The organism is Streptomyces sp. Isolate_45, from assembly GCF_024721315.2.
In the GTDB taxonomy this organism is placed as follows: Bacteria; Actinomycetota; Actinomycetes; order Streptomycetales; family Streptomycetaceae; genus Streptomyces.
In genome coordinates, this window is record NZ_JANFAK020000053.1 from 1 (window position 1) to 21,872 (window position 21,872).

26 protein-coding genes are annotated in these 21,872 nt (G+C 72.3%); 11 read left to right on the top strand and 15 right to left on the bottom strand.

Annotated elements, in window-relative coordinates; translation table 11 throughout:
- Window positions 1–276 precede the first annotated feature (276 nt).
- A complete protein-coding gene (locus NOD94_RS18790; RefSeq protein ID WP_281207132.1) occupies window positions 277–735 on the bottom strand; it encodes a DUF4442 domain-containing protein in 459 nt (152 codons plus the stop codon).
- Window positions 736–831: 96 nt separating this feature from the next.
- On the opposite strand from NOD94_RS18790, the gene NOD94_RS18795 reads away from it, so the two are divergent.
- Together NOD94_RS18795 and NOD94_RS18800 are read left to right on the top strand one after the other, a co-directional pair.
- Window positions 832–1,881 (top strand): hypothetical protein, encoded by a 1,050-nt coding sequence (locus tag NOD94_RS18795; protein WP_281207133.1) that lies wholly within the window; start codon window positions 832–834, stop codon window positions 1,879–1,881.
- Between the two features lie 81 nt (window positions 1,882–1,962).
- The gene (locus tag NOD94_RS18800; protein WP_281207134.1) at window positions 1,963–3,267 is read left to right on the top strand and encodes an MFS transporter; all 1,305 of its coding nucleotides are present in this window, start codon (window positions 1,963–1,965) and stop codon (window positions 3,265–3,267) included.
- A 31-nt stretch (window positions 3,268–3,298) separates the two neighbouring features.
- On the opposite strand, the gene NOD94_RS18805 is transcribed toward NOD94_RS18800, so the two are convergent.
- The 4 genes from NOD94_RS18805 to NOD94_RS18820 form a co-directional block, all read right to left on the bottom strand.
- A complete protein-coding gene (locus NOD94_RS18805) occupies window positions 3,299–4,090 on the bottom strand; it encodes a fused MFS/spermidine synthase (RefSeq protein WP_281207177.1) in 792 nt (263 codons plus the stop codon).
- A 78-nt stretch (window positions 4,091–4,168) separates the two neighbouring features.
- Window positions 4,169–5,002, bottom strand: a complete 834-nt coding sequence (locus NOD94_RS18810; RefSeq protein WP_281207178.1) for a patatin-like phospholipase family protein — start codon at window positions 5,000–5,002, stop codon at window positions 4,169–4,171.
- A 185-nt stretch (window positions 5,003–5,187) separates the two neighbouring features.
- Entirely contained in the window at window positions 5,188–5,349 is a 162-nt protein-coding gene (locus NOD94_RS18815) for a hypothetical protein (RefSeq protein WP_281207135.1), read from the bottom strand.
- A gap of 394 nt (window positions 5,350–5,743) precedes the next feature.
- Window positions 5,744–6,469 carry a DNA alkylation repair protein gene (locus tag NOD94_RS18820; RefSeq protein WP_281207136.1) on the bottom strand — a complete coding sequence of 242 codons (726 nt, stop codon included), beginning with the start codon at window positions 6,467–6,469 and terminating at the stop codon, window positions 5,744–5,746.
- Between the two features lie 49 nt (window positions 6,470–6,518).
- Between NOD94_RS18820 and NOD94_RS18825 the strand changes: the two genes are divergently transcribed.
- The 5 genes from NOD94_RS18825 (at window position 6,519) to lnt (ending at window position 10,594) form a co-directional block, all read left to right on the top strand.
- A complete protein-coding gene (locus NOD94_RS18825; protein WP_281207137.1) occupies window positions 6,519–7,235 on the top strand; it encodes a TVP38/TMEM64 family protein in 717 nt (238 codons plus the stop codon).
- Between the two features lie 48 nt (window positions 7,236–7,283).
- A complete protein-coding gene (locus NOD94_RS18830; protein WP_281207138.1) occupies window positions 7,284–8,162 on the top strand; it encodes an undecaprenyl-diphosphate phosphatase in 879 nt (292 codons plus the stop codon).
- 127 nt (window positions 8,163–8,289) lie between these two features.
- Window positions 8,290–8,466, top strand: a complete 177-nt coding sequence (locus NOD94_RS18835; protein ID WP_281207139.1) for a hypothetical protein — start codon at window positions 8,290–8,292, stop codon at window positions 8,464–8,466.
- 68 nt (window positions 8,467–8,534) lie between these two features.
- Window positions 8,535–9,002, top strand: coding sequence for a nuclear transport factor 2 family protein (locus NOD94_RS18840; protein ID WP_281207140.1), 468 nt, complete (start codon window positions 8,535–8,537; stop codon window positions 9,000–9,002).
- A 47-nt stretch (window positions 9,003–9,049) separates the two neighbouring features.
- Window positions 9,050–10,594, top strand: coding sequence for an apolipoprotein N-acyltransferase (gene lnt / locus NOD94_RS18845; RefSeq protein WP_281207141.1), 1,545 nt, complete (start codon window positions 9,050–9,052; stop codon window positions 10,592–10,594).
- Here lnt and NOD94_RS18850 read toward each other — a convergent pair.
- Window positions 10,533–11,444 carry a Gfo/Idh/MocA family oxidoreductase gene (locus NOD94_RS18850; protein WP_281207142.1) on the bottom strand — a complete coding sequence of 304 codons (912 nt, stop codon included), beginning with the start codon at window positions 11,442–11,444 and terminating at the stop codon, window positions 10,533–10,535. The genes lnt and NOD94_RS18850 overlap by 62 nt on opposite strands.
- Before the next feature lie 278 nt (window positions 11,445–11,722).
- Here NOD94_RS18850 and NOD94_RS18855 point away from each other — a divergent pair, with 278 nt between their 5' ends.
- Complete coding sequence (locus tag NOD94_RS18855) at window positions 11,723–12,169, top strand: hypothetical protein (protein ID WP_281207143.1); 447 nt, start codon at window positions 11,723–11,725, stop codon at window positions 12,167–12,169.
- 92 nt (window positions 12,170–12,261) lie between these two features.
- Here the strand turns inward: NOD94_RS18855 and NOD94_RS18860 are convergent, their stop codons facing one another.
- The 8 genes from NOD94_RS18860 to NOD94_RS18895 all read right to left on the bottom strand — a co-directional run bounded on the left by NOD94_RS18860 (window position 12,262) and on the right by NOD94_RS18895 (window position 18,959).
- Window positions 12,262–12,855: a hypothetical protein gene (locus NOD94_RS18860; RefSeq protein WP_281207144.1), complete on the bottom strand. Its 594-nt coding sequence runs from the start codon at window positions 12,853–12,855 to the stop codon at window positions 12,262–12,264.
- A gap of 93 nt (window positions 12,856–12,948) precedes the next feature.
- On the bottom strand, window positions 12,949–13,617 hold the full coding sequence (locus NOD94_RS18865; protein WP_281207179.1) for a uracil-DNA glycosylase: 669 nt from the start codon (window positions 13,615–13,617) through the stop codon (window positions 12,949–12,951).
- Window positions 13,618–13,716: 99 nt separating this feature from the next.
- The gene (locus NOD94_RS18870) at window positions 13,717–15,300 is read right to left on the bottom strand and encodes an ABC transporter substrate-binding protein (RefSeq protein WP_281207145.1); all 1,584 of its coding nucleotides are present in this window, start codon (window positions 15,298–15,300) and stop codon (window positions 13,717–13,719) included.
- Between the two features lie 152 nt (window positions 15,301–15,452).
- A complete protein-coding gene (locus NOD94_RS18875; RefSeq protein WP_281207146.1) occupies window positions 15,453–16,214 on the bottom strand; it encodes an SDR family oxidoreductase in 762 nt (253 codons plus the stop codon).
- 28 nt (window positions 16,215–16,242) lie between these two features.
- Entirely contained in the window at window positions 16,243–17,004 is a 762-nt protein-coding gene (gene fabG / locus NOD94_RS18880; RefSeq protein WP_281207147.1) for a 3-oxoacyl-ACP reductase FabG, read from the bottom strand.
- Window positions 17,005–17,232: 228 nt separating this feature from the next.
- Complete coding sequence (locus tag NOD94_RS18885; RefSeq protein WP_281207148.1) at window positions 17,233–17,616, bottom strand: DUF3037 domain-containing protein; 384 nt, start codon at window positions 17,614–17,616, stop codon at window positions 17,233–17,235.
- Window positions 17,613–18,461, bottom strand: a complete 849-nt coding sequence (locus NOD94_RS18890; protein WP_281207149.1) for a HipA family kinase — start codon at window positions 18,459–18,461, stop codon at window positions 17,613–17,615. Before NOD94_RS18890 ends, NOD94_RS18885 begins: the two co-directional genes overlap by 4 nt.
- Window positions 18,462–18,605: 144 nt before the next feature.
- A complete protein-coding gene (locus NOD94_RS18895; protein ID WP_281207150.1) occupies window positions 18,606–18,959 on the bottom strand; it encodes a DUF6191 domain-containing protein in 354 nt (117 codons plus the stop codon).
- Between the two features lie 315 nt (window positions 18,960–19,274).
- Between NOD94_RS18895 and NOD94_RS18900 the strand changes: the two genes are divergently transcribed.
- Together NOD94_RS18900 and NOD94_RS18905 are read left to right on the top strand one after the other, a co-directional pair.
- Window positions 19,275–19,805 (top strand): DUF3995 domain-containing protein, encoded by a 531-nt coding sequence (locus NOD94_RS18900; protein ID WP_281207151.1) that lies wholly within the window; start codon window positions 19,275–19,277, stop codon window positions 19,803–19,805.
- Window positions 19,789–20,370 carry a GNAT family N-acetyltransferase gene (locus NOD94_RS18905; RefSeq protein ID WP_281207152.1) on the top strand — a complete coding sequence of 194 codons (582 nt, stop codon included), beginning with the start codon at window positions 19,789–19,791 and terminating at the stop codon, window positions 20,368–20,370. The genes NOD94_RS18900 and NOD94_RS18905 overlap by 17 nt, the downstream gene beginning before the upstream one ends.
- A gap of 300 nt (window positions 20,371–20,670) precedes the next feature.
- On the opposite strand, the gene NOD94_RS18910 is transcribed toward NOD94_RS18905, so the two are convergent.
- Window positions 20,671–21,288: an isochorismatase family protein gene (locus NOD94_RS18910; RefSeq protein ID WP_281207153.1), complete on the bottom strand. Its 618-nt coding sequence runs from the start codon at window positions 21,286–21,288 to the stop codon at window positions 20,671–20,673.
- Window positions 21,289–21,363: 75 nt separating this feature from the next.
- On the opposite strand from NOD94_RS18910, the gene NOD94_RS18915 reads away from it, so the two are divergent.
- Complete coding sequence (locus tag NOD94_RS18915; protein ID WP_281207154.1) at window positions 21,364–21,822, top strand: pyridoxamine 5'-phosphate oxidase family protein; 459 nt, start codon at window positions 21,364–21,366, stop codon at window positions 21,820–21,822.
- The last annotated feature ends 50 nt before the right edge of the window (window positions 21,823–21,872 follow it).

Sequence of the window (21,872 nt, forward strand, 5' to 3'; positions counted from 1 at the left end):
GCGGCACGCCGGCCACGCAGCCCGCCGCTCCCAGGGCGGAACCGGCGGCGCCCACCGCGCCGAGCAGCCGGATCGCGGAACGTCTGGACACGGCCTCGCTCATGGGCGCTCCCTGCGGCGGCGCCCGGGCGCCGGCCTCGGCATCGGTGGGCGGGAGCGGCCCGCGCCGGACCGCTCCCGCGTCCACTGTGCGCGCCGAACCCCCCGGGCCCGGCCGGACGCGCCCCGCGGCGCCCCGGGTTCAGCCCTGCGGCGGCCCGGTGCGTGTGCCGCCCGTCAGCCGGCGGCGATCGGCCGCAGGGTCCACAGGATCGTCATCTCGCCCGTCACGGCCTCGTCCTCGCGCCGGATGGCGACGGTGACGGGGAACTCGGGGCGGCCGCCCGCGTCGAGTTCGGCGACGACGTCGGCGGCGGGGCGGCCGAGGGTGGCGGTGGCGGTGACGACACCCTTGGCGAGCTTCTTGTAACCGATCTCGGCCTTGACGGCGAGGGGCACCGCACGCGAGAGCTGGTCACCGAAGGCGGCCAGGACGATGGCGCCGCTGGCGGACTCGGCGAGGGTGAACATCGCGCCGGCGTGCGGGCCGCCGACGTGGTTGTGGAAGTCGGGCTGGTCCGGCAGGCGGACGACCGCGCGCTCGGGGGTGGTCTCCAGGAACTCGAGGTTCAGGGTGCGGGCCATCGGCACCGTCCGGGCGAGCAGTTCGCCCACGTTCATCTGTTCTGCGCTCATGGCACGCGATGTTACCCACGAGTAGAAGGCCTTGGCCATACCTGTCCCGGGGGCGGCCGTGGCTCCCGGAGGCCACGCCCACTATCGTTACCGGCCATGTGGCCAGGACAGCAGCAGCAGCCCGGGGGCGAGCAGAGCCCCCAGGACCCGCAACAGAACCCGTACCAGCAGCAGCCCGGGCAGCAGCCGAACCCGTACCAGCATCAACCGCAGCCGGGGTTCGGCGAGCAGCAGCCCGGCTACGGATACCCGCAGGCGGGCTACCAGACGCCTCCGCCGGTCCAGCCCTGGGGCCCGCCCCAGCAGCCGTCGGCCCCCGCCCCCGGCGGCGGCAGCCCCTTCGCCACGCGGACCGTGGCCATCGTCGCGGCCTCGGCGGTCATCGTGACCGCGGCCGCCACCGGGGCCTTCGTCCTGACCCGGGACGACGACAAGAAGACCGAGGCGAACGACAAGCCGGCCGCCTCCCCCTCCGCTCCGGCCAGTTCCCCGGCGGCGCCGCCCGCCCCGAGCGGGAACCCGCGCTCCGGTGGGGACCTCAAGCCGCTGATCGCCGGCTGGAAGGTGGTCGTCAACCCGAAGTACGGCACCGCCTTCGACGTCCCGCCGGAGTGGAACGTGCTCGGCTCGGGCACGTCCATCGGCTTCGAGGACGCGACCAAGACCGACGGCGCCCCCTTCGTCATGATGACCGCGCCGGCCTTCCTCAAGGAGGACTGGTGCAAGGTCGACTCCGACAAGAACGGCAGTGAGGAGACCACCTCCCTCGCCGGCACCGGCACCAAGGGCGGTCAGGGCGCCAAGGACACCGCCTCCGCCTCGCGCAGCGAGGCCGGCACCTGGGTGTACGGCGGCTACGCCCAGAAGCAGCCCAAGGAGATCGTCAAGTTCACCGAGCCGAAGGAGTACACCTCCACTTCCGGGCTCAAGGGCCACGTCACCTCGGCGACGGTGACCGGCGTGCCGAAGGAGAACAAGTGCGACTCCGACGGCAAGAGCATCGCGTTCAGCTTCAAGACCACCAACGGTGACTTCTCCACCTGGGTCCTCTACGGCGCCGCCGGCGTCCCGGGCGAGGTCGACCAGGCGACGTACGAGAAGATCCTCAGCACGGTCCGGCTCACCGAGGCCGCGCCGCCGAGCTGACCCCCGCCCCGCCTCCGGGCCGGACATCCGCTTTCCGATAATTCGGTTGGATTCCCGGCCCGGAGCGGGGAGAGTCCACGGGTGAGTCCACCCCCTGATCTTCCCTCCCCCGCCCGCGCGCCCCGTCGGCCCGCGTGGGCCGGCCGCAACTACACCCTGCTGACGGGTGCCGCGGTCATCACGAACCTCGGTAGCCACGGGGCGCTCATCGCGGCCGCCTTCGCCGTCATGGAGTCGGGTGGTTCCGGCGGGGACGTCGGCCTCGTCGCGGCCGCCCGCACGCTGCCCCTCGTCCTCTTCCTGCTCATCGGCGGCGCGCTCGCCGACCGACTGCCCCGGCACCGCGTGATGGTCGCCGCCAACGCGCTCAACTGCGTGTCACAGGGCGCATTCGCCCTTCTCGTCCTCGTCGGGGACCCCCAGCTGTGGCAGATGATGCTGCTCACCGCGCTGTGCGGCACCGGAACGGCCTTCTTCAACCCGGCCGCCGAGGGCATGCTGCTCTCCAGCGTCTCGGGCGAACACGCCAACCGCGCCTTCGCGCTCTTCCGGATGGCCATGAACGGCGCCGGCATCGGCGGCGCCGCCCTCGGCGGAGCGATGATCGCCGCCATCGGACCGGGCTGGGTACTGGCCGTCGACGCCCTGGCCTTCGCCCTCGCGGGCGCCCTCCGGGCGTTCCTGGACGTCGGCCACGTCGCGGACCGGGCCCCCGGCGGCGGCCTGCTGGCCGACCTGCGCGAGGGCTGGGTGGAGGTCAGGACCCGGCCCTGGCTGTGGAGCATCGTGCTCCAGTTCTCCGTGGTCGTCGCCGTCGTCGGCGCCGCGGAGGCGGTGTACGGACCTCTCGTCGCCCGCGACGAGTTGGGCGGGCCCGCGCCGTGGGGCGTGGCCCTGGCCTTCTTCGGGGTGGGGACCATCGCCGGCGCCGTGCTGATGATGGTGTGGAAGCCCCGCAGGCTGCTGCTGGTCGGCACGCTGTGCGTCTTCCCGTTGGCGTTGCCGTCGGCGGGCCTCGCGGTGCCCTTGCCCGTGTGGGCGCTGTGCGCGGTGATGTTCGTCAGTGGCGCCGCCATCGAGGTGTTCGGCGTCAACTGGATGACCACGATGCACCAGGAGATCCCGGAGGAGAAGTTCTCCCGGGTCTCCGCCTACGACTGGTTCGGCTCGGTGTCGATGCTGCCGCTCGCCACCGCCCTGGCCGGCCCCGCCGAGTCGGCCTTCGGCCGCGCCCCGTCGCTGTGGGGGTGCGCCGCGCTGGTGGTGGTCGGCACGGCCGCGGTGCTCTTCGTCCCGGACGTACGGAACATGACCCGCAAGCCCCCTCCGGCGAAGTCCCCGCGGCTGCCGACCACGACGGAAAGCACCAGCCCCGCCGCGGTGTGAGGCGGGCCCGGTGCCGGGGCCGGCGCCGGGCTCACCCCAGGCTGAAGGCGCCCTGCGGCGGCTCCGGCGAGGCCACCGCCTCCGCGTCCGGCACGGTCCGCGCGCCCCGCATGAGGCGGGCCAGCCCCGTGCCGGACTCCACCCGGGCCGGGAACGCGTCGCCGGCGCACCGCCGGGCCAGGGCGGCCACCGGCAGCGGGGAGTCGGAGGCCAGCAGCACCGCGTTGCCGAAGCGCCTCCCGCGCAGCACCGCCGGCTCCGCGATCAGCGCCAGCTCCCCGAAGGCGGCCGCGAAGTTGGCCAGTTGCGCCTTCAGGAACCCGAACGGCGCCCCGTCCGCCAGGTTGGCGGCGTACAGACCGCCGGGCCTCAGGACCCGGGCCGCCTCCCTCGCGTACTCCACCGAGGTCAGCTGGGCCGGCACCCGCGAGCCCCCGAACACGTCGGCGACCAGCACGTCCGCGCTCGCCGCCGGAGCGGCCGCCAGCCAGACCCGCGCGTCGGCGGCGTGCACCGTCACCTTCGCCCCCGCGCCCAGCGGCAGGTGCTCCGCGACCAGATCCACCAGGGCGGCGTCGAACTCCACCACCGTCTGCCGGGACCCGGGGCGGACCGCGGCGGCGTAGCGCGGCAGGGTCAGCGCGCCACCGCCCAGGTGCAGCACGTCCAGGGCGGCGCCGGGCTCGGCCGCGCAGTCCAGCACGTGCGCGAGGCGGCGTACGTACTCGAACTCCAGGTGCTCGGGGTCGTCGAGGTCGACGTAGGACTGCGGCGCCCCGTCGACCGTCAGCAGCCAGGCCCGGTCCCGGTCCACGTCCGGCATCAGTTTGGCGGTGCCCTGGCCCACGTCCCGGATCACCGGGATCTGTTCGTCGCTCACCCCACCATTGTCGGGCGCCGGTCAGTCGCTCCAGACCGCCTTCGCCGCGGCGACGTGCGCGGGGGCCTGCGCCAGCCCCGCGCGGGCGGCGGGGTCGCGGCGTGCCGGGTCCAGGACGTTGCGTCCGAAGGCCTTGCGGGACTGCGCGGAGGGCGTGATCAGCAGGACCCGCGCGCCGGCCGACCGCAGTCGCTCCGCCTGGGCGGCGGGCGAGGGGATCTTCCCGGCGCCGAGCGCCATCGGCGCGATGATCACCACTCGTCGGCAGCCGGTGGCGACGTCCGCGTTGGTCGCGGAGCGGACCCCGCCGTCGATGAAGCGGCGGCCCGCGACCGTCACCGGGGGCCACACCCCGGGCACGGCGCAGCTGGCCGTGACCGCGTCGACGAGGCCGGCGTCGCCGGCGCGGTCGAAGGCCGTCAGCTCGCCGCTCAGCGCGTCCACGGCGGTCACGACGAGGCGCCGCTCGGGCCATTCGTGCGAGACGAGGCGGGCCTTCAGCACCTCGCGGCGCACGGCCTCCGGGCCGGTGTCGGCGGCGAGGGCCATGGCGCCGATCCGTCTGCGGTACTGCGCGGCGTCCCGCGAGCGGGCCATCGCGACGGCGTACCGGGCGAGCAGCCCGGGGCCGAACCTGGCCACGGCGTCGCCGAGCTGGCGTTCGTACAGCTCCCGCGGGGTGAGCAGGCCGGAGGTGAGCTGGGCGCCCACCACCGAGCCGGCGGAGGTGCCGACGACGAGGTCGGCGCCGGTCAGGTCGACGCCCTCGCGGGCGAGCCCGTACAGGATCCCGGTCTCCCAGCCGATGCCGGTGAGTCCTCCGCCGCCCAGTACCAGCGCCGTGTCGCCGCCCATGGCCCGTCCCCGTCCTGCCTGTGGTGTCCCGCCCGTGTGGTGACGGCAGTCTGACGCAGCGGGGCCGCCGTCACCACATCCGGGGTGCTGTCCAACCTCGGTCACCGTCCCGGCGCCGACCGTGCGGCCGCCCTCGCGGATCACGAAGCCGGGGCCCGCGCCCGGCGGGACGTCCCGCACGGGCTCTACGGCTGCTGCGACCACCACGCTCCGGCCGCCCCGGCGGCGGTGGTGATGAGCCCGACCAGCCATCCGGGGATTCGCTGGACGGTGATGCGCAGTCCGCCCCATCGAACCTCGATGTGCGGCTGTTCGCTCGTGGCGTCCGCTTCGGGAGTAGTGGTCACGGTGCGGGTTCCTCTCCGGTCCTGGCGTCGGTCCCTCTTGCCCCACGCCTCTTGTCGCGCCCCGTTGCGTGACGTGGGTGACGGCGGCGTGGCGGGGGCGCCGTGCGAAGTCGTTTGTCGCCGGCCATGTTGCGCGGACTGTGGCAGCGAGGGCTCGGAAGCGTTCCGGGCGCGGGCAGCACGACTTCAACGCCCCTGATTTCCAAGGGCCTTGGGTGGAACCAAGGCTACGGCCCGACCACCCCGCGCCATCACTGTCCGTATGTGTACAAACGCGTGGGTCGAACTTTGACACTCTGGACAGCGCGCCGCGATGCCCCGACCCTCCCCCCGTGGCGCGGCGTGGAGGGTCCCCTGCGCCGCCCTGACGCGGGGCGAACGCATTCCGCCGCCGTCAGGCGCACTGGAGGGACTTGAGCGCCTCGCGCACCGACAGCGGTGCGAGGCGGTCCCGTTCGGCGGTGACGAAGGCGCGCACTGCGGCCGGGTCCGTCTTGGCGTACTCGCGCAGGGCCCAGCCGACGGCCTTGCGGATGAAGAAGTCGGGGTGGCCGGCCAGGCGACGGCAGTGGGCGAAGAGCCGGCCCGCGTCGGTGGCGGACTTGTAGGTGAGTTGGTGCAGCAGTCCGGCGCGGGCGAGCCAGAGGTCGTCGCCTTCGACCCATTCGTCCATGACGGCGCCCAGCCGCGGGTCGGCCGCCACGAGCGGTCCGACGGTGTGGGCGGCGAGCAGGTCGACGGTGTCCCACCAGGAGGTGGTGACGATCAGGTGGCGGACCACCGGCAGGAAGCCGGAGGTGCACCGCGGCACGTACCGGCGGAGGTAGTCGACGGCGAAGTAGTGGTACTCACGTTCCGCGAGCGACCAGCAGCGCAGCGCGAGGGCCGCGCAGTCCGCCTCGGAGGGGCGCGGGGTGTCCTTCGTCACTGTCCGGGAGAGGGCGCGGCGCCGCGGGGTGCGGATGCCGAGGAAGGGGGCGACGTCCTTCATGTACGCGGTCATGGGTCCGGCCTGCGCCGGATCGGCGGCCGCGGCGTACGCGGTGGTGAGCCGTTCCACGAGGACGTCGGCGAGTGCGCTGGGTGGGATCGCCGGGGGTCGCCGGGTGTTCGGCCGCATGAGGCCCAGATTACGGCGGTGCGTCGCACTGGTCGGTTAGTCTCCCGGAATGTCCCTCCTCCTCGCGCCGTGGACCCGGCTGTCGCTGCTCGTCGTGCTGCTGCTGGCGGCCGGGGTGTGCGTGGTGCTGTACGAGCCGCAGCGACTGCTGTCGCAGGGTTGGCCGCCGGAGCTGCCGGTGGGTGCGGCGGTGCTGGCGTTCGCGGGAGCGTACGGGGTGTGCACGGCGGCGTTCGTGCCTCGGCCGTTGCTGAACCTGGCGGCGGGGGCTGTCTTCGGGACCCAGTTCGGGCTGGTCGCGGCCGTCGCGGGGACGGTTGTGGGGGCAGGCATCGCCTTCGGTCTGGGCCGGGCGATGGGGCAGGAGGCGTTGCGCCCGTACCTTCGCGGCCGCTGGTTGAAGGCGGCCGACGCGCAGTTGAGCCGGCACGGCTTCCGGTCGATGCTCGCGGTGCGGATCTTCCCCGGGGTGCCGTTCGCCGCGGCCAACTACATCGCGGCGGTGTCGCGGTGCGGCTGGCTGCCGTTCCTGTGCGCGACGGCGCTCGGTACGGTCCCGAACACCGCCGCCTACGTGATCGCGGGGGCCAGTGCCTCCTCGCCCGGATCACCCGCGTTCCTCGTCTCGTTCGGGTTCATCGCGGTGTCCGCGGTGATCGCCGCGGTCGTCGCGTGGCGCAAGCGGCACCGCCTGGCGCCGGGCGCCGCGTTCGAGCCGGCGCCCCAACACCCCCCTGTGGTCACGGCCGCCTCCCACGGGCCCTAGCATCGGACCCGAACTGCCCGACGATCACAAGGACGAGCGCACCCCGACATGAGCTGGTTCGAATCCCTAATCCTCGGTCTCGTCCAGGGGCTTACGGAGTTCCTCCCGATCTCCTCCAGTGCCCACCTGCGCCTGACCGCGGCGTTCGCCGGCTGGCACGACCCCGGTGCGGCCTTCACGGCCATCACCCAGATCGGCACCGAGGCCGCCGTCCTGATCTATTTCCGCAAGGACATCGCGCGGATCGTCTCCACCTGGTTCCGTTCCCTGTACACGAAGGCGCTGCGTTCCGAGCAGGACGCCAAGATGGGCTGGCTGGTGATCGTCGGCTCGCTGCCGATCGGCATCCTCGGCCTGCTCTTCAAGGACCAGATCACCGGTCCGGCCCGCGACCTGCGGCTGACGGCCACCACCTTGATCCTGATGGGTCTCGTCCTCGGCTTCGCCGACTGGCAGGCCTCGCGCGACGAGGAGGGTGGCCGGCACCGGGTCGTCGTCCAGCGCAAGACGCTGAAGGAGCTGGGCGTCAAGGACGGTCTGATCTTCGGTCTCTGCCAGGCGATGGCGCTGATCCCCGGCGTCTCCCGTTCGGGTGCGACGATCTCCGGCGGTCTGCTGCTGGGCTTCACCCGTGAGGCGGCCGCCCGCTACTCCTTCCTCCTCGCGATCCCGGCCGTGCTGGCCTCGGGAGCGTTCGAGATCAAGGACGTGATGGAGAACCCGACCCACATCTCCTGGGGTCCGACCGTCTTCGCGACGGTGATCGCCTTCTTCGTCGGGTACGCCGTCATCGCGTGGTTCATGAAGTTCATCTCCACCAAGAGCTTCATGCCGTTCGTGATCTACCGGATCGTGCTGGGCATCGTGCTGTTCGTGCTGATCGGCACGGACGTCCTCAGCCCGCACGCGGGCGAGTCGGGCTCCTAGCGGGCCGTACGCTCACCACTTCGCGTGAATCGGAGGCCGCTCGGGAACGTTCCCGGGTGGCCTCCGCGTCGTTGTCCCCGTAGAGATGTGTGCCGGGAGGGACCCGGCAGGCAGAGGGGGGTGTCCCATGCGACGCGTGGTATTGGAGCGTTTTCCGGCGGGAAGTCCGAGGGGAAGCTGGCCGGCCGAGGAGTACGCGGCGCAGCGCAAGCGCGAGGGCGTCGCGGCGGAGGTCGTGATGGATCTCGACAGCGACGCCTTCCTCGTCGTGGTCCGCCAGCGGGAGGTTCTTTCCGGTCACTGATCGTCCGTGGATGACCCGGTCGGCGCACGCCCCTTGGCGTCGGGGGCGGACAGCCCCAGACTGACCCGATGACGCAGCGTGTGGACCTCGCGACGGTAATGGACCGGTTGGCCATCGACGAGGTGGTCTCGGGGTACGCGGTCGCCGTAGACGACGGCGACTGGGAGGCCTACCGGGCCCTGTTCGCGCCCGGCGGCCGGGCCGACTACAGCGCGGCGGGCGGGGTGGCGGGCCCGGCCGCGGAGGTCGCGGACTGGCTCGCCGAGACGATGAAGCTGTTCCCGGTGCGCCAGCACCTCATCGTGAACCGGCTGGTGCGGCTGGAGGACGAGGGCGGGGGCCCGGGGGACGTGGCGCGGGTCCGGGCGGACTTCCTCAATCCGATGCGGCTCGCGGGCGCGGACTTCGACGGCACCGTGACCGCCCCCAACTTCGTCGCCGCGGGCCGCTACACCTTCACTCTGGCCCGTACCCGGGACGGCTGGCGGCTGACCGGGGTCACCGTGCACGAGAAGTGGCGCCACGTGTCGGCCTGAGCCGCGCCCCGCCCGATGCCGTCCCACACTGGAAGCGGAGGCGCCTGATGCTCACGAAGCGGACCCGGTGGGGGCGCGCGGCGGCCGCGGTGGCCGCCGGCGCGCTGCCCTGTCTCGCCTTCCCGGCCCCGGCGCTGTGGTGGTTCGCGTACGTCGCCCTCGTGCCCTGGATGCTGCTGCTGCGGTCGGCCCCCACCGGGCGGCGGGCCGCGCTGGAGGGCTGGCTGGGGGGCGCGGGGTTCATCGTGGCGGTGCACCACTGGCTGCTGCCGAGCCTGCACGTGTTCCTGATCCCGTTGGCCGCGCTGCTCGGCGTGCTCTGGATCCCCTGGGCCCTGCTGGTGCGGGAGCTGCTCGGCGGGGCGCCCGCGCGGGGTCGGGCGGCGGCCGCGTTGGTCGTCGTACCGGCGGGCTGGCTGCTGTCGGAGCTGGTCCGGTCCTGGCAGGGGCTGGGCGGGCCGTGGGGGCTGCTGGGGGCCAGCCAGTGGCAGGTGCCGCCGGCGCTGCTGCTGGCCTCGGTGGGCGGCGTGTGGCTGGTGAGCCTGTTGGTGGTGGCCGTCAACTGCGCGCTGGTGCTGTTGATCGCGGTTCCGGGGGCGCGGGCCCCCGCGGTCGCCGGGGTGGCGGGCTGCGCGGTGCTGACGGGGGCCGTGTGGCTGTGGCTGCCGCGCCCGGAGCTGACGGGCGTCCTGCGGGTCGCGGTCGTGCAGCCGGGTCCGGTGGGCGGGGCGGACGGCGCGGAGCGGCGGTTCGACGCGGAGGAGCGGCTGACGCTGGGCCTCGTCGGCGCCCGCCCGGACCTGGTGGTTTGGGGGGAGAGCAGTGTGGGCGCGGACCTCGCGGCCCGGCCCGACCTGTCGCGCCGGCTGGCGGAGCTGGCCGCGCGGACCGGGGCGCCGCTGCTGGTCAACGTGGACGCCCGCCGGTCGGACCGGCCGGGGATCTACAAGAGCTCGCTGCTGATCGGGCCCGAGGGGCCCACCGGGGAGCGCTACGACAAGATGCGGCTGGTCCCCTTCGGCGAGTACGTGCCGGCCCGGTCGGTGCTGGGTTGGGCCACCTCGGTCGGTAAGGCGGCGGGTGAGGACCGGATGCGCGGCGCCGCACCGGTGGTCATGGACCTGCCCGGAGGGCTGCGCGTCGGGCCGCTGGTGTGCTTCGAGTCGGCCTTCCCCGACATGAGTCGGCACCTGGCCCGCGAGGGGGCGGCGCTGATCGTGGCTCAATCGGCGACCTCGACGTTCCAGGAGAGCTGGGCGCCGGCCCAGCACGCCTCGCTCGCGGCCCTGCGGGCGGCCGAGACCGGCCGCCCGGTGGTGCACGCGACCCTGACCGGGGTCAGCGTGGTCCACGGCCCGTCGGGCCGCCGGATCGGCCCGGCCCTGCCCGCGTCGACGGCCGGGGCGGCGGCGGTGTACGAGGTGCCGCTCGCCGGCGGCACGACCGTCTACGCCCGCTTCGGGAACTGGCCCACCGGGGCCGCCCTGGTCGTGCTGCTGGTGTACTGCGCGGCGCGTACGGCCCGGGCGGTCAGGTCCGGGAGGCCTGCTCCAGAGCCGTCAGGACCACCCGCTCGCACAGCTCGTGGGTGAGCAGGGCGTCCCGTGCGCTCAGCGTCCGGCCGGTCTCCACCGCCTCCAGGAAGGTGTCGACGACCTGCTCGATCCCGCGCTGGCGGGCCACGGACACCCAGTCGCCGCGCCGCCGGACCGTGGGCTGGCCCTTGTGGTCGATGATCTCGGCGAGGTTGACGACCTGGCGCTTGGAGTCCTGTCCGGACACCTCCAGGACCTCCTCGGTGGATCCGGAGAGCCGGTTCATGATGCCGAGGGCGGTGAACCCGTCGCCCGACATCTGGAGGACGACCTGGTGCATCAGCCCGTCGCGGACCACGGCCCGGACGTCGATGTGGTCGGCCTCGCCCGGTAGCAGGAAGCGCAGCGTGTCGACGACGTGGATGAAGTCGTCGAGGACCAGGGTGCGCGGGTCCTCGGGGAGTCCGACCCGGTTCTTCTGGAGGACGATCAGCTCGCGCGGGTGGTCGGCGCACTGCGCGTAGCCGGGCGCGTAGCGGCGGTTGAAGCCGACGAAGAGGGTGACCCCTCGTTCCTCGGCCAGTTCCACCAGGTGCCGTGACGCGTCGAACTCGTAGGCCAGCGGCTTGTCCACGTACGTCGGCACGCCGGCCTCCAGCAGCCGTGCGACGATCTCCGGGTGGGCGGCGGTCGGGGCGTGCACGAAGGCGGCGTCGAGGCCCTGGGCGAGCAGGGAGTCGAGCGTGGTGTGCCGCCGCTCGGCGGGGACGCGGTGGAGTGCGCCGATCCGCTCCAGCGTGGCGGGAGTCCGGGTCTGCAGGTGCAGCTCGATACCGGGGCGGGTGGTGAGGACCGGCAGGTACGCCTTCTGGGCGATGTCTCCGAGTCCGATGACGCCGACCTTCACCGGCAGCCTCCAGGTGTGTTCCTTGTGGGAGGCCCGAGCTTAATCGCCGGCGCGGCGGTCCGTGGTCGGGGCGGGGTCGGGGTCGGGGCGGGGGTCGGGCCCGGTCCGGCCGGCCGTCACCCGTGCGGGGGCATTATGCGTCCAGGGTTTTCGCAACGGGGTCCTGGCACAGCAGAGTTGCGCGGGTGCATCCAACCCGAACCTCTACGAAACTGCTGCTGGGAGTGGCCTGTGCCGTCTCGGCCGTCTCCGGTTGTGTGAATGTGACGCCGGCGCCGATGCGCCCGGATTCGGCGCCCTCGACCGGACTGCCGCCGCGGCACGGGCCGCGCGGCGGGCCGGGAACCCTGCCGGTGGTCGTCCAGGCGCCCGCCCTGGAGGCGCTGCGGACGGTGCCGGGGCGGAGCGCCGCGCACCCTTCCGAACCGGCCGCCCCCCACCGGGCGACGACGGCGCACAGCGGGTCCGCGGCGGCGCCGACCGCGCGCCGGGAGGTGGTGCCGCCCGTCCCCGACATCCCGGAGCCGCCGAAGCCCGTGCGGCACGCCGAGGAGCCCACCGAGGCCCGCCCGCACCCGGTGCGGCCCGGCGCGCGGGTTCCGCGCGAGCTGGTGCGGGAGCTGCCGGTCCGGCCGGCCGACGTGTGCGCGCTGGGCCGCCGGCACGGGCGCTGGCACCCGGACAGCCCCGAGGCCCGCATCTGCGCGGGCGTCCACGGCGGCTGACCACGACGGCCGGCCACGGCACCGCCGCACGGACGGTGGCGGCGGGTACGGACGACGTACGAGGGCCCCGGCGAGCGGCGCGACGACGGGCCCTACGGGGACTGTTCGGGGAACGGCCGGTGGGGCGTGCCCGGCTCCGCGGCCAGGCGGCGCTCCAGCCGGGCGATGGCGGCCCGCACCCCGTTGCCGTACCCGTCGTCGGACAGGGCCCCGGTGGCGGCGCGGGCCCGTGCCAGGTGCACCCGGGCCGCATCGGGGCGCCGGAGCTTGACGTAGTCGACCGCCAGGCTCAGGTGCAGCGAGGGGTAGAAGACGCGTACCGCCCGCTGCGGCTCGCGTCGCCGCGGCCCGTCCCCGGGGCGCCGGGCGGGAAGCGCGTCGCCCTCCCGGCCCGCGAGCCCGTCGGTCGTAGGTCCGTCGGTCGCGGATCCGTCGGCGGTGAGTCCGTCGGCGACGGTCAGGGCGCGCAGGTCCCAGGCCAGTTCGTCGGCGGGGTCGTCCTGGGCGTCGGCCATGTAGTGCGCCAGGGTGCACCGGTGGAGGGAGTCGCCGTCCTCGCCGATCTCGGACCAGATCTCCCCGAGCCGGTTGCGGGCCTCCTCGCGGTCGCCGGCGTGCAGCAGGATGACCGCTTGGCCGATCCTCGTCATGACGGCGTCCTCCGACGCCTCCTGCTGCTCCGTCAACGCGGCCTCCGGCTTGCTCCGCAGACCTGGTACGGCCTGATCACAAGAAGCTAACCGGAGGCACCCCCTCTGACGCCGAGGCGCGGGGTGGCGTCAGCCCAGGTCGGGGATGCGCCAGTCGATCGGCTCATGTCCCTGGGCGGCGACGGCCTCGTTGATCTGCGTGAAGGGCCGGGAACCGAAGAACTTCTTGGCGGACAGCGGCGAGGGGTGGGCGCCCTTGACGATGACGTGCCGCTCCTCGTCGATGAGCGGGATCTTCTTCTGGGCGTAGGCGCCCCAGAGGACGAAGACGACCGGGTCGGGGCGCTCGGACACCGCGCGGATCACGGCGTCGGTGAACTTCTCCCAGCCCTTGCCCTTGTGCGAGTTGGGCTCGGCCTCGCGGACCGTGAGAACGGCGTTGAGGAGCAGGACGCCCTGCTCGGCCCACGGCATCAGGTACCCGTTGTCGGGGACGGGGAGGCCGAGCTCCTCCTTCATCTCCTTGTAGATGTTGCGCAGCGAGGGCGGGGTCCTGACCCCGGGCTGCACGGAGAAGCACAGGCCGTGGCCCTGGCCGGCGCCGTGGTAGGGGTCCTGGCCGAGGACCAGGACCTTCACCTTGTCGAACGGCGTGGCATCCAGGGCCGCGAAGACCTGCTCGCGGGGCGGGTAGACCGGCCCGTTCGCCCGTTCCTTCTCGACGAACTCGGTGAGTTCCTTGAAGTAGGGCTGCTCCAGCTCCCCGCCGAGAGCGGGGAGCCAGGACTCGGGCAGCATCTGGGTCACGTCGACAACCTCCGGTACAAGTTCGTGCAACTGCTCAAGAACCTACCGGGGGCCACTGACATCACCGCGACCCGGATGCCCGCCCGTCCGCTACCAGCTGGTCTTGCGGTACAGCTCCCACATCTGCATGGCGGTCTGCGGGTCGAGGGCCCGCTCGGCGCCGGCGATGTCCTCGCGGGCTCCTACGTACAGCTTGCCCTGCCACAGGGGCAGCAGGCGGACGTCCTGGGCGAAGATCTGCTGGGCGCGCTCGAACTCCTTGACGCCGGCCGAGCGGTCGCCCTCGCGGCGGGACTTGGGCAGGACCTCGTTGAGGACGTCGGCCGGCTCGTACGGGGTGCCGACCGCGTTGTCCTTGCCGACGAACGGCGCGATGAAGTTGTCCGGGTCCGGGAAGTCGGGGAACCAACCGCGGCCGAAGACCGGGTACTCGCGGTTCTTGTAGCCCTCCTGGAACTCCTTCCAGGGCTTGCCGCGCAGGGTGACCCTGAAGAGGTTGGTCTCGTCCAGCTGGCGCTTGATCTCGGTGAACTCGTCCGCGGTCGAGGCGCCGTAGCGGTCCGTGGTGTACCAGAACGTCAGGTCGACCGGCTGGGTGATCCCGCCGTCCTTGAGGATCTTCTTGGCCTTGGCGACGTCGGGCTGGCCGTACAGGTCGTAGAACGGCGTCTTGTGGCCGACGACGCCCTTGGGGACCATCGAGTACAGCGGTTCGGCCGTGCCCTGGTAGACCTTGGAGACGATCGCGCCGCGGTCGAGGATCTGGGCGATGGCCTGGCGCACCGGCAGCTTGTTGACCTGCGGGTCCTGGGGGTTGAAGACCAGGTAGCGGATCTCGGCGCCGACGTTCTCGACGACCTGGACGCCCGCGTTGTGGGACTCGGGGGTCTGGAGGTCCTTGATCTCCGTGGCGGACAGGCCTCGGTAGGTCGCGTCGATCTCCTTGCCCTTGAGCGCGGCGACCATCTTCTTGGAGTCGGAGAAGTAGCGGATCGTCACGCCGTCGTTGCGGCGGTCGGCGAAGCCCGCGTAGGTCTCGTTGCGGCCGAGGACCGCCTCGCCGCCCTCTTTGTACGAGTCGAGGACGTAGGGGCCGGAGCCGGTGACCTTGCCGTCGTCCCGCACCTTGTCGGCGGGGTACTCCCCCGGCGCGACGAGCGAGGCGGCGGGCGAGCCGAGCACGTACGGGAAGGTCGCGTCGGAGGCCTTCAGGTGGAAGACGACGGTGAGGGCGTCCGGGGTCTCGATCTTGTCGAGGCTGTTGAAGAGCCCGCTGGGACCGAACTTGTGGTTGATCTTCCGAATGCGGTCGAGGGAGTGCTTGACGGCCTTGGCGTCGAGCGTCTCGCCGTTGGAGAACTTCAGGCCCTTGCGCAGGGTGCAGCGATAGGACTGGTTCGCCGAGTCGGTGAACTCGCAGTTCTGGGCGGCGTCCGGCTGGGGCCTGGTGCTGCCCGTGGGGAACGCCAGAAGGGTCTGGTAGATGTTCCGGTACAGCTCCCAGGAACCGTCCCAGGCCGCGGCGGGGTCGAGGTGGCTCGGCGCACTCGTCGTGCCGACGACGATCCTCTTGGCGCCGTCACCACCCTCGTCCGAGAACAGACCGCACCCGGCGAGCAGGGATATGGACGCAAGGGCCGCAGTGATCCGCAGGCATCTGGTCCGGTTGAACACGTGCACGCTCCTCGATCAGCCAGGGATGCGGCAGACCCTACCGCAGTGCATCACAAATCCAAGGGGTAGGTTTCGTGAGGCACTTGACCGATTTCATGCACATTCGGTACGCATTTGCCTCCTCGGGGGAGGCAAATGCGTCCGCATACCGGTCAGCCGACTCCGGCATTGAGGAAGATTCCCCCGTCAACGACGAGAGTTTGTCCTGTGATCCATTCCGCTTGTGCAGATGTGAGGAATGCGGCGGCCCCTCCGATGTCCTCCGGCACCCCGAGCCGGCCGAGCGGATAGGCGGCCGCGGCCTCCTGCTCCCGACCCTCGTAGAGCGCCTGCGCGAACTTCGTCTTCACGACGGCGGGGGCGATCGAGTTCACCCTGACCTGCGGGGCCATCTCGTGCGCGAGCTGCAGGGTGAGGTTGACCATGGCGGCCTTGCTCATCCCGTAGGCCCCGATGAAGGGCGAGGCGGACACTGCGGCGATGGAGGCGATGTTCACGATCGCGCCGCCGTTGTCCTTCTGCCAGGCGTGCCAGGTGCGCTGGGCGAAGCCGAGGGCGGAGATCACGTTGGTTTCGAACACCTTGCGCGCGACGCCGAGGTCCAGGTCCGCGATCGGCCCGAAGACCGGATTGGTGCCGGCGTTGTTGATCAGGAAGTCGCAGCGGCCGAAGGCCTCCATGGCGCGCTCCACGGCGACGGCCTGGTGGGCCTCGTCGTGCGCCTTGCCCGCCACGCCGATCACGCGGTCCGCGCCGAGCCGCTCGACGGCCTCCTTGAGCGCGTCCTCGTTGCGTCCCGTGATGCAGACCCGGTCGCCGCGGGCCACCAGCGCCTCGGCGATCCCGTATCCGATGCCCCGGCTCGCGCCGGTGACCAGCGCGGCCTTGCCGCTGTCGATGCCGTTGTAGGTCATGACGTACGCCCTGTCTCTCGTGAGCCGGTCAGTTGAGGGGGCCGCCGGCCACGTACAGGACCTGCCCGGAGACGAAGCCCGCGGCCTCGCCGGTGAAGAAGGCGATGGCGTTGGCGATGTCGTCCGGACGGCCGACGCGCTGCACCGGGATCTGGGTGGCGGCGGCGGTCTGGAACTCCTCGAAGCCCATGCCGATCCGGGCGGCCGTCTGGGCGGTCATCTCGGTCACGATGAAGCCCGGGGCGACGGCGTTGGCGGTCACGCCGAACTTGCCGAGTTCGAAGGCGAGGGTCTTCGTGAACCCCTGCAGGCCCGCCTTGGCCGCCGCGTAGTTGGCCTGGCCCCGGTTGCCGAGGGCGGAGCTGCTGGAGAGGTTCACGATGCGGCCGAACTTGGCCTCCACCATGTACTTCTGACAGGCCCGCGCCATCAGGAACGCACCGCGCAGGTGCACGTTCATGACCGTGTCCCAGTCGGTGTCGCTCATCTTGAAGAGCAGGTTGTCGCGGAGCACGCCCGCGTTGTTGACCAGGACGGTCGGGGCGCCGAGGGTGCTCGCGACGCGCTCGACCGCCGCCTCCACCTGGGCGCTGTCGGACACGTCGCAGCCGACCGCGAGGGCCTTGCCGCCGGCCGCCGTGATCGCCTCCACGGTGTCCTTGCAGGCCGCCTCGTCCAGGTCGAGTACGGCGACCGCGCGGCCCTCGGCGGCAAGGCGCAGGGCGGTGGCCGCGCCGATGCCACGGGCCGCCCCGGTCACGATCGCCACGCGCTGCTCGGTGGTGGACATGCTGGATCTCCTCGCCGTCGAGAAACGGCCGCCCGGAGGTGAGCAACCGCTTAGTAGCTTCAGCTGAGGAGACGCTAGGAGCCATGGCACCCGGTGTCAACGGGGGCCCTCGCGACGCGCCCCGCGGGCCACCCGCGAGTGGCTCCCCACCCGGACCCCGGGACGGTTTCCCCGGACGGTCCCGGGCGGGTCCGGATCGGGCTCCGGGGCGGGCTCCGGGCGGGCCGGTCAGCGGACCAGCAGGTCCAGGAGGCGTTCCACCTCCGCCTCCGGGTCGGCCGTCAGGCCGGTGTGCACCGGCCCGGGCTGGACGACCGTACTGCGGGGGGCGATGAGCCAGCGGAACCGCCGACCCGCGTCGCCGTCCGCCGCCTGCCCCGCCCGTTCCCCGCCCGCGCAGATCCCCTCGACCCCGTACAGGGCCGCCCGGATGCCGGCAACGTCGGCCTCCGGGTCGAGGACGAGGAGCTTCGCCTCGTCGAGGTGGATGCGCGCGGCCACGTACGAGCGCGCCCGGCAGTAAACGATGACGCCGGCGTTGAAACACTCGCCGCGCTCCATCCTGGGCACCACGCGCACCAGCGCGTACTCGAACACGTCCCGCTCGGTCACTCGTCGTCGCTCGTCTTCTTGTTGATCTTGTGGGGCCATTCGGGGAGGTGGTCGGTGAGCCAGCCGGGCGGACCCGCCGGAGCCTTCACCTCGGCCTCCAACAAGATCCTCTCGTGGATCGTGGCCGCGCGCGGCAGCAACGCCTCCACATAGGCCCGCCGGACCGCGGCCGCGGAGTCGAAGCCCGGCTCGTCGACCAGCCACTCGTCCGGGACGTCGGCGGCGACCTCGGTGAGCAGTTCCTCGGTCACCCGCGGGGCGAGTTCGGCGGCGGCAGCGGCGATGTCCGGGCCGACGGAGGCCAGGACGTGGTCGGAGGCGTTGTAGGGCTTGGCCGCCGCGGCCCGGGCGGTGGGCCAGTTGTGCTGCCAGATCATGGTGGCGCCGTGATCGATGAGCCACAGGTCCCCGTGCCAGACCAGCAGGTTGGGGTTGCGCCATGACCGGTCGACGTTGTTGATCAGCGCGTCGAACCAGACCACGCGCCCCGCCTCGACGGGATCCGCCCGGTAGGCGAGCGGGTCGAAGCCGATCGAGCCGGGCAGGTAGTCCATGCCGAGGTTCAGGCCGCCGCTGGCCTTGAGCAGCTCCTGGACCTCCTGGTCCGGCTCGCCGAGCCCGATGACGGGGTCCAACTGCATCTGCACCAGGCGGGGGACGCGCAGACCCAGCCGCTGGGCGAGGCGTCCGCAGATGACCTCGGCCACCAGGGTCTTGCGACCCTGGCCGGCGCCGGTGAATTTCATGACGTAGGTACCGAGGTCGTCGGCCTCGACGATTCCCGGGAGCGAGCCGCCCTCACGCAGGGGCGTGACGTAGCGGGTCGCGATCACTTCTGTGAGCATTTTCCCAGGCTATCCGGCGACGGGGATTCACGATCCAAGGTTTTCGCCGGAACCGTCGCACAGCCTGCCGGAACGGGCCACCGGCACGCGCGCCGGTCCGCCGAGGACCGGGGGCGGGTCCGGCTCCGGGTCCGGGAACACCGGTCACCCGCGGCCGGCAGGCCGGGGGCGGGGAGAGAGGTCGCCCTCGCCCGGCAGGACGACGCTTGCGGTGCCCTTGTCCAGGTCGATGCGCGTCCGCGGCGGGGCGCCGTCGCACTCGTCGTCGCGGAGCACTTCCTGCAACTGCTGCTGCTGGATCTCGACCAGCTTGTTGCCGTTGAAGATCAGGTTGAACTCGTCGAAAGCGTGGCCGGTCAAAGGCCGTCGCGCACTGCTGCGCCCGAAGAGGATGGTGCGCCCCTTGAAGAAGCGGCGCATGACCATTTCCGTCCCGCAGCACAGGAACAGCAACAACGCGAGCCCGGGTATGACGGCCTCACTCCACACAACTGACATCGAATGACCTCCTGCCGATGGGTCGAGGCTATCCGCCGACGTCAACCAACCCACGTCCGGGTGGAGTTCGGTGTCCGGATTCCTTGACGGCCGATCGGCGGACCGGTCCGCCCGACCCGGATCGATCCGCGCACCGTCAACTCGTGGCACAGAAATCCGAAATGAGGACTAACATGCCGGCACCCGGCTCTCGCGGACCGGGAAACTCGGGCAGCGCCCGAGGGCGATGGGGGACGGTCTCAACACGAGGGGGGTGCGGGGGGTTTGCGCTTCGGCGGATCGCGTTGGCACGGATGCCTTGCTGCCGGATGGGCGGTGGCCTTCGCCGCTCTGCACTTCTTCTGGGCCCTGGGCGGTGAGGTCGGGCTGGACGTCTCGTCCGGTGAGCGGCTCGCGTCCGAACGGCCGGCCTGGTTCGTGGCCGGAGGGCTCTGGGGTGTCGGCTTCCTGTGTCTGATCGGCGCCCTGGTGGCGCTGGGCCTGCGAAAGCGCGGTGTGCGCGGGCGCACGTGGCGCGTGCTCCAACTGCTGGGACTGGCCATCTGCTTGCTGCTGCTGGTCCGGGGCCTCCTCGTCGAGGTGCTGCTGATCGCCGGCGTCCCCGCCGTCGGTGGGATCAGCGCCGCCCAGAGGTTCTGGACGCTCACCGTGTGGAACCCCTGGTTCGTTCTCGGTGGAGTGCTGTTCGGGCTGGCGACGAGAAGCTTCGGCAAGGGCATGGCGGACCAATGGCGAACGGGCGACCCGAGTGCTGCGCCCACGACGACCCCCGGAAGCGATTCGACTGAAATCAGCTCTCCATCGGGCAGAGCGGTCATAGCCTCGGGGCATGACCACGACCAGTGACACGACGTACGAGTTCCGGATCGCCGGGCCCGAGGACACCGGGGCCATCGACGGCATCGACGGCTCCTTCACCACCGCCACCGTCTTCTCCGTGGCCGTGACCGGCGAGGGTTTCGCCCTTCGCGAGGTGCCGGTGGATCCGCCACTGGTCAAGGTGTTCCCGCGGGACGACGGCAGTGACGGCTCGGCGGACGGCAAAAACGGGGAGGACGCCGCCGAGGGGGACAGCCGGACGTTCGTGGCCGTCGCCGCCGACGGCGGGCTCGCCGGCTTCGTCGCCGTCTCCCACTCCCCGTGGAACCGGCGGCTGACCATCGAGGACATCGAGGTCGCCCCGCGCCATCGGGGCCGGGGGCTCGGCCGGGCGTTGATGGGGCAGGCGGTGGACTTCGCGCGCGAACGGGGGTCCGGGCACGTCTGGTTGGAAGTGACCAACATCAACGCCCCGGCCATCCACGCGTACCGGCGCCTCGGCTTCGCCTTCTGCGGACTGGACACGACCCTCTACCAGGGAACCGAATCGGAGGGCGAGCACGCCCTCTACATGAGCATGCCCTGCCCCTGAGCCGCCACGACCCGGACGACCGCCGGGCCGGGACCGGAGCCGGCGCGCTCCGCCACCGCCGTGGCCCGTCAGCAGCCAGGCCGCTGCGCCGTCCGGACGCGGCGGACGCGCGGCTGCGGCAGGCGTTGGTGACCCGCTCGCCGCGCTGATCGAGGGGCGTACGTTCCTGTCGATCGCGCACTGCCCGGAGTCCGTGCGCGACGCAAGGATCGTCGAGCTGATCAGCCATGACGAACCACTGTCGACGGACGGGCCGGAGGACGGCCCCGCGCCGGGCCCGGTGCGGCTTCCGGGGCGCGGTCAGCGCGCGGCGGCGACCCACTGTCGCAGCAGGTCGTCAGTGGTGACGACGGACGCGACGAGGACGAGCGAGTTGCGGATCACCTCCGCGGTGCAGGAGGCGGGTACGCCCGCGATGGCGTCGGCCGGTACGACCACCTGGTAGCCGAGGTTCACGGCGTCGAAGACGGTGTTCGGGATCGCGATGTTCGAGGAGACCCCGGTGACGACGAGGGTGCGGACGCCGAGGTTGCGCAGCAGCGCGTCGAGGTCGGTGCCCGCCATCGGGGAGAGCCCGTGGAGCCGGCGCACCACAAGGTCCTGTTCCGCCACGACGATCGGCGCCGCGATCTCCACCGCACCGGTCCCGCTCAGCTGGCGCACCGGGAGTTTCCCGGCGGCGCGGAACAGTCGGGCGTTGGCGTTGGCCCCGCGTCCGTCCGGCCGCCGTTCGGCGACCGCGTGCACCACCTGTACGCCGGCCGCGCGCGCGGCGTCGGCCAGCGCGGCCACCCGGGCCAGCATCCCGGAGTCCCTTGCCTCCTTGGCCAGCTCGGGCAGGGCGCTCTCCTCGCCGACGACGCCGTTCTGGCATTCGACGGTGAGCAGCGCGGTGGTGGCGGGATCGAGGTCCGGCATGGCTCCCCCTGGTGCGGCGACGAAAGAGCCCCCATGATTCCTGACACATAGTCAGATGTGAAGGGACGTGGGCGGATGGACGGCACCCAGCGGCGGGGACGCCGCATCATGATGACCGACGCGGAGGTGGACGTCTTCCTGCGCGAACAGCGGACCTGTCGGGTGGCCACGGTCTCCCCCGACGGGCGTCCGCACGTGGGCGCCCTGTGGTTCGTGTGGGACGGCAAGTCCCTGTGGCTGTACTCGATCACGCGCAGCCGGCGCTGGTCCGACCTGCGCGCGGATCCCAGGATCTCGGTGGTCGTCGACTCCGGGGAGGCGTACGACGAACTGCGTGGGGTGGAACTGTCCGGCAGCGTCACCTTCGTCGGCGAGGCGCCCCGGACGGGGGAGCCCTGCCCGGAACTGGCCGAGGCGGAGCGGCTCTTCCCGGTGAAGAACTTCGGGATCGAGGAGATGCCGCACGACGGCCGGCACGCCTGGATCCGACTCACCCCCGAGTCGGTGGTGTCCTGGGACTTCCGCAAGATCTGACGGCGCGGCACGGAGCCCCCCGAGCGCGAGCCCGGCCGGGGGGATGCCGG